The organism is Klebsiella sp. GL120222-02 (assembly GCF_003097195.1).
Taxonomy (GTDB): Bacteria; Pseudomonadota; Gammaproteobacteria; order Enterobacterales; family Enterobacteriaceae; genus Klebsiella; species Klebsiella variicola.
The window spans coordinates 1-5,661 of record NZ_QEQO01000019.1; the positions used below are offsets into that span (position 1 = coordinate 1).

Annotated in this window: 4 protein-coding genes, 4 tRNA genes and 2 rRNA genes; 9 read left to right on the plus strand and 1 reads right to left on the minus strand. The window is 51.9% G+C overall.

All coding sequences use genetic code 11. The features are described 5' to 3' along the window. The 4 genes from N438_RS27350 to birA form a co-directional block, all read left to right on the plus strand. A 23S ribosomal RNA gene (locus tag N438_RS27350) occupies positions 1–106 on the plus strand; the annotation flags it as partial. 97 nt (positions 107–203) lie between these two features. After that, positions 204–319, plus strand: a 5S ribosomal RNA gene (rrf, locus tag N438_RS27355). Positions 320–609: 290 nt separating this feature from the next. Beyond that, positions 610–1,638, plus strand: coding sequence for a UDP-N-acetylmuramate dehydrogenase (gene murB, locus N438_RS27365; protein WP_072125561.1), 1,029 nt, complete (start codon positions 610–612; stop codon positions 1,636–1,638). Next, the gene (gene birA / locus N438_RS27370) at positions 1,635–2,597 is read left to right on the plus strand and encodes a bifunctional biotin--[acetyl-CoA-carboxylase] ligase/biotin operon repressor BirA (protein ID WP_072125560.1); all 963 of its coding nucleotides are present in this window, start codon (positions 1,635–1,637) and stop codon (positions 2,595–2,597) included. Before murB ends, birA begins: the two co-directional genes overlap by 4 nt. 26 nt (positions 2,598–2,623) lie before the next feature. On the opposite strand, the gene coaA is transcribed toward birA, so the two are convergent. Next, on the minus strand, positions 2,624–3,574 hold the full coding sequence (coaA, locus tag N438_RS27375; RefSeq protein ID WP_012543215.1) for a type I pantothenate kinase: 951 nt from the start codon (positions 3,572–3,574) through the stop codon (positions 2,624–2,626). A 418-nt stretch (positions 3,575–3,992) separates the two neighbouring features. Between coaA and N438_RS27385 the strand changes: the two genes are divergently transcribed. The 5 genes from N438_RS27385 to tuf all read left to right on the plus strand — a co-directional run. Continuing rightward, positions 3,993–4,068, plus strand: a tRNA-Thr gene (locus N438_RS27385). A 10-nt stretch (positions 4,069–4,078) separates the two neighbouring features. Further along, positions 4,079–4,163 (plus strand) — tRNA-Tyr (locus N438_RS27390). A 115-nt stretch (positions 4,164–4,278) separates the two neighbouring features. Further along, positions 4,279–4,353, plus strand: a tRNA-Gly gene (locus N438_RS27395). 5 nt (positions 4,354–4,358) lie between these two features. Continuing rightward, positions 4,359–4,434: transfer RNA gene (locus tag N438_RS27400), tRNA-Thr, on the plus strand. 115 nt (positions 4,435–4,549) lie between these two features. Further along, the coding region (tuf, locus tag N438_RS27405; RefSeq protein ID WP_049011284.1) for an elongation factor Tu at positions 4,550–5,661 on the plus strand (1,112 nt) is incomplete at its 3' end.

Here is a 5,661-nt window from a genome sequence, read left to right on the forward strand (position 1 = left end):
AAGTCTCCTGAAGGAACGTTGAAGACGACGACGTTGATAGGCCGGGTGTGTAAGCGCAGCGATGCGTTGAGCTAACCGGTACTAATGAACCGTGAGGCTTAACCTTACAACGCCGAAGATGTTTTGGCGGATTTGAGAGAATTTTCAGCTCTGATACAGATTACTCGATGCGTCCGTGAGACGTGTTGATAAAACAGAATTTGCCTGGCGGCGATAGCGCGGTGGTCCCACCTGACCCCATGCCGAACTCAGAAGTGAAACGCCGTAGCGCCGATGGTAGTGTGGGGTCTCCCCATGTGAGAGTAGGGAACTGCCAGGCATCAAACAAAGCAGAAAGCTCAGTCGAAAGACTGAGCTTTTTGTTTTTGCGTTTTAACAAGAACCCCGTCCCGAAAGGTGCGGGGTTTTTTGCTGTGTGGGGTATATCTCCCCGGTGGCGCTGCGCTTACCGGGGCTACGGATTCGCACCCGCCCTGCACGACCTGTAGCCCGGACCGGTACACCGCATCATTACCGGTAACGCCCCCAATATCACTGCCCCTGCAATCAGGCAAGCCTTCCCCCGCCAGATACGGTAAACTAACGCCGATTTTGCATCAGGAAGCCACTATGAACCACTCCCTCAAACCCTGGAATACCTTTGGCATTGAGCGCTCCGCCAGGACGATTGTACGCGCCGAAACTGAGCAGCAGTTATTAAGCGCCTGGCAAACTGCTGTCGCGGCAGGCGAACCCACGCTGATCCTTGGGGAAGGTAGTAATGTCCTGTTTCTGAACGACTATGCCGGTACGGTGATCCTCAACCGAATTATGGGGATCGAGGTGAGCGAAACGCCGGAAGCCTGGTGCTTGCACGTCGGCGCCGGCGAAAACTGGCATCAATTGGTGCAGTTCACGCTACAGCATGCGATGCCAGGTCTGGAAAATTTGGCATTGATCCCTGGCTGCGCAGGATCTTCGCCGATCCAGAATATTGGCGCCTACGGTGTCGAGCTCCAGCGGGTTTGCAACTATGTGGACTGCATTGAGCTGGAAACGGGTCGTAAGCAGCGTCTTTCAGCGGCGGAATGCCGTTTCGGCTACCGTGACAGTATCTTTAAACATGAATACCAGGATCGCTACGCCATCATCGCGATTGGTTTAACGTTAGCGAAAGCATGGCAGCCTGTACTGAGTTACGGTGATTTAACGCGTCTTGATCCACAGACCGTCACCCCGCAGCAGGTATTCGATTCCGTTTGTCATATGCGAATGACGAAGTTGCCGGATCCCAAGATTAACGGCAATGCCGGAAGTTTCTTTAAGAATCCGATCGTCAGCGCTCAGGTTGCTGAAGCGCTGCTGGCGCAATTCCCCCAGGCGCCGCATTATCCGCAGGCAAACGGCACCGTCAAGCTGGCCGCGGGCTGGTTAATCGATCAATGTCAGCTCAAAGGGCAACGCATTGGCGGCGCGGCCGTCCATCGACAACAGGCCCTGGTACTCATTAATGAAGATCGAGCGACCAGCGAGGACGTGGTAAAACTAGCCCATTACGTTCGCCAGCAGGTGGGTGAGAAATTCGATGTATGGCTTCAGCCCGAGGTGCGCTTCATTGGAACGCATGGTGAAGTCAACGCAGAGGAGAGCATTGCGTGAAAGACCATACTATTCCCTTAACGTTGATTTCTATCCTCGCTGATGGCGAGTTCCACTCAGGTGAACAGCTTGGTGAGCAGTTAGGTATGAGCCGGGCGGCGATTAATAAGCATATCCAGACCTTACGCGACTGGGGCGTCGATGTGTTTACAGTGCCAGGCAAGGGTTACAGCCTGCCGGAGCCCATTCATCTGTTGGATGAGAAAAAGATTTCCCAACAGATTGAACATGGCCGAGTGACGGTTCTCCCCGTGATTGACTCCACTAACCAGTATTTACTGGACAGGCTTGATGAGCTGACATCCGGGGATGCCTGTGTGGCTGAATATCAGCAGGCAGGGCGAGGACGGCGAGGTAGAAAATGGTTCTCGCCCTTTGGCGCCAATCTTTATCTCTCGATGTACTGGCGCCTGGAGCAGGGGCCGGCGGCGGCTATTGGACTCAGCCTGGTGATTGGTATCGTGATCGCTGAAGTTTTGCAGCAGCTCGGGGCCGATCAGGTTCGTGTGAAATGGCCAAACGATATTTACCTGCAAGATCGTAAACTGTCAGGGATCCTCGTGGAACTGACCGGGAAAACGGGTGATGCTGCACAAATCGTTAGTGGCGCGGGTATCAATCTTGTGATGCGTCGCGTGGAGTCTGACGTGGTCAATCAGGGGTGGATAAGCCTTCAGGAGGCGGGGGTTGTCATCGACCGCAATCTCCTCGCCGCGCGCCTGATTAAAGAGCTACGTCTGGGCCTGGAACTGTTCGAGCAGGAAGGGTTAGCGCCCTATCTGCCGCGCTGGGAGAAACTGGATAACTTTATTCATCGCCCGGTAAAACTCATTATCGGTGATAAAGAAATCTATGGAATTTCCCGTGGCATTGATGCGCAAGGCGCACTATTGCTGGAACAGGATGGGGTGATAAAAGCCTGGGTTGGCGGTGAAATATCATTGCGCGGCGCAGAATAAAAAAGGGAGCTTCGGCTCCCTTTGCTTTATTTACGTAAGCGTACTTGATTCACAGAATGATTGGCGCTTTTGGTCATGATCAGGCTGGCACGTTCGCGGGTTGGAAGGATGTTTTCTTTAAGATTCATTAAGTTAATCTCGTTCCATAGCGAGGTGGCAATATCCACCGCCTCTTCCTTCGACAGCTTAGCGTAATTGTGGAAGTAGGAGTCAGGATCGGTAAACGCCCCTTCTCGGAATTTGAGAAAACGGTTGATATACCAGCTTTTCAGTAATTCTTCCGGGGCATCGACATAAATAGAAAAATCGACAAAATCGGATACAAATACATGATGAGGATCGTGCGGATAATCCATTCCACTTTGCAGAACGTTGAGTCCCTCAAGAATTAAAATATCCGGCTGCGCGACGGTTTTATCGCCGTCGGGAATAACATCATAAATCAGATGGGAATAAACCGGCGCGGTTGCCTGCGGTACACCTGATTTAAGATCGGAGACAAACTTCACCAGTCGATGCATATCATAGGACTGCGGGAAGCCTTTCTTCTTCATTAATCCGCGTTCTTTCAATACTGAGTTAGGGTGCAAAAAACCGTCAGTAGTGATGAGTTCAACATGGCGGTGCTCCGGCCAACGGCTAAGCAAGGCCTGCAGTACACGCGCGGTGGTGCTTTTCCCCACCGCAACGCTGCCAGCGATGCTGATGATATAGGGAATGCGTTGACCGTTGGTGCCAAGAAATTGTTCGAGAACAGCCTGACGACGCAGGTTAGAACTGATATAGAAGTTGAGCAAACGCGACAGCGGCAAATAGATCTCGGCAACCTCTTCCAGAGAGAGATCTTCGTTGATGCCTTTTAACCGCGTGATTTCATCCTCGGTTAACGTCATCGGGACAGAATCACGAAGTGCAGCCCATTGGTGGCGGTTAAATTGTAGGTACGGTGTCATTAACGTCTGCTCTTTTTGGCTCATAAGCATGTTCTTACCATCGCCGTATACGTTGAAACGGCGATGCTTCACACGAGTTAATCAGGACAATGGGCAGGAGGGTAACACCAGATTGCCGGGAATAATAAGAAAAAAACTCATTGAATGCTGCTTTCTCGCGCCAGCATCACAAGAGAGGAATAAGTTTCTTATTCGTAGTAAACCAGCAGGATAGTGCTAACGGCCCGTTACCTTTCTGTCAGTCGTCCGCATACATCCTGGGCATCAGCGGGTGACTGGAACCGCTCCTGATGAGCTGGATTGCTGGCGAATATTTGCACTGCCCTGTTTGAAATTACACCGTTTTTTCGTGTAAGAGCACAAAATGTGAGCAAGAGAACGTTTTATGCAAATTTTTAGTTGCATGAACTCGCTCCTCTCCCTAGAATGCGCGCTACTTGATGCCGACTTAGCTCAGTAGGTAGAGCAACTGACTTGTAATCAGTAGGTCACCAGTTCGATTCCGGTAGTCGGCACCATAACAATTTGGGTGGGGTTCCCGAGCGGCCAAAGGGAGCAGACTGTAAATCTGCCGTCATCGACTTCGAAGGTTCGAATCCTTCCCCCACCACCACTTTCTGGCGACGCTTTGCGTAGCCGGAGTTGGTTGGGTAAACTAATCAGCTCAATACTAAAGAGAGCAGTCTCTTTAGTATTACAGAAAGAACTGGGTAGCCGAGTTTCAGGATGCGGGCATCGTATAATGGCTATTACCTCAGCCTTCCAAGCTGATGATGCGGGTTCGATTCCCGCTGCCCGCTCCAGACGTGCTGATATGGCTCAGTTGGTAGAGCGCACCCTTGGTAAGGGTGAGGTCCCCAGTTCGACTCTGGGTATCAGCACCACTTCTTTTCTCTCCTTCCCTGTTTCTCTTCTGTTATTTTCATTCAACAAGTCGGGCATGTTGCCTGGTTGATGTGGTGATATCACCGATTTATCCGTGTCTTAGAGGGACAATCGATGTCTAAAGAAAAGTTTGAACGTACAAAACCGCACGTTAACGTCGGTACTATCGGCCACGTTGACCATGGTAAAACAACGCTGACCGCTGCCATCACTACCGTTCTGGCTAAAACCTACGGTGGTTCTGCTCGTGCATTCGACCAGATCGATAACGCACCGGAAGAAAAAGCTCGTGGTATCACCATCAACACCTCTCACGTTGAATATGACACCCCGACTCGCCACTACGCGCACGTAGACTGCCCGGGCCACGCCGACTATGTTAAAAACATGATCACCGGTGCTGCGCAGATGGACGGCGCGATCCTGGTTGTTGCTGCGACTGACGGCCCGATGCCGCAGACTCGTGAGCACATCCTGCTGGGTCGTCAGGTAGGCGTTCCGTACATCATCGTGTTCCTGAACAAATGCGACATGGTTGATGACGAAGAGCTGCTGGAACTGGTTGAGATGGAAGTTCGTGAACTGCTGTCTCAGTACGATTTCCCGGGCGACGACACCCCGATCGTTCGTGGTTCTGCTCTGAAAGCGCTGGAAGGCGACGCAGAGTGGGAAGCGAAAATCATCGAACTGGCTGGCCACCTGGATACCTATATCCCGGAACCAGAGCGTGCGATTGACAAGCCGTTCCTGCTGCCGATCGAAGACGTATTCTCCATCTCCGGTCGTGGTACCGTTGTTACCGGTCGTGTAGAGCGCGGTATCATCAAAGTCGGTGAAGAAGTTGAAATCGTTGGTATCAAAGACACCGCGAAAACCACCTGTACTGGCGTTGAAATGTTCCGCAAACTGCTGGACGAAGGCCGTGCTGGTGAGAACGTTGGTGTTCTGCTGCGTGGTATCAAACGTGAAGAAATCGAACGTGGTCAGGTACTGGCTAAGCCGGGCAGCATCAAGCCGCACACCAAGTTCGAATCTGAAGTGTACATCCTGTCCAAAGACGAAGGCGGCCGTCATACTCCGTTCTTCAAAGGCTACCGTCCGCAGTTCTACTTCCGTACTACTGACGTGACTGGCACCATCGAACTGCCGGAAGGCGTAGAGATGGTTATGCCGGGCGACAACATCAAAATGGTTGTTACCCTGATCCACCCGATCGCGATGGACGA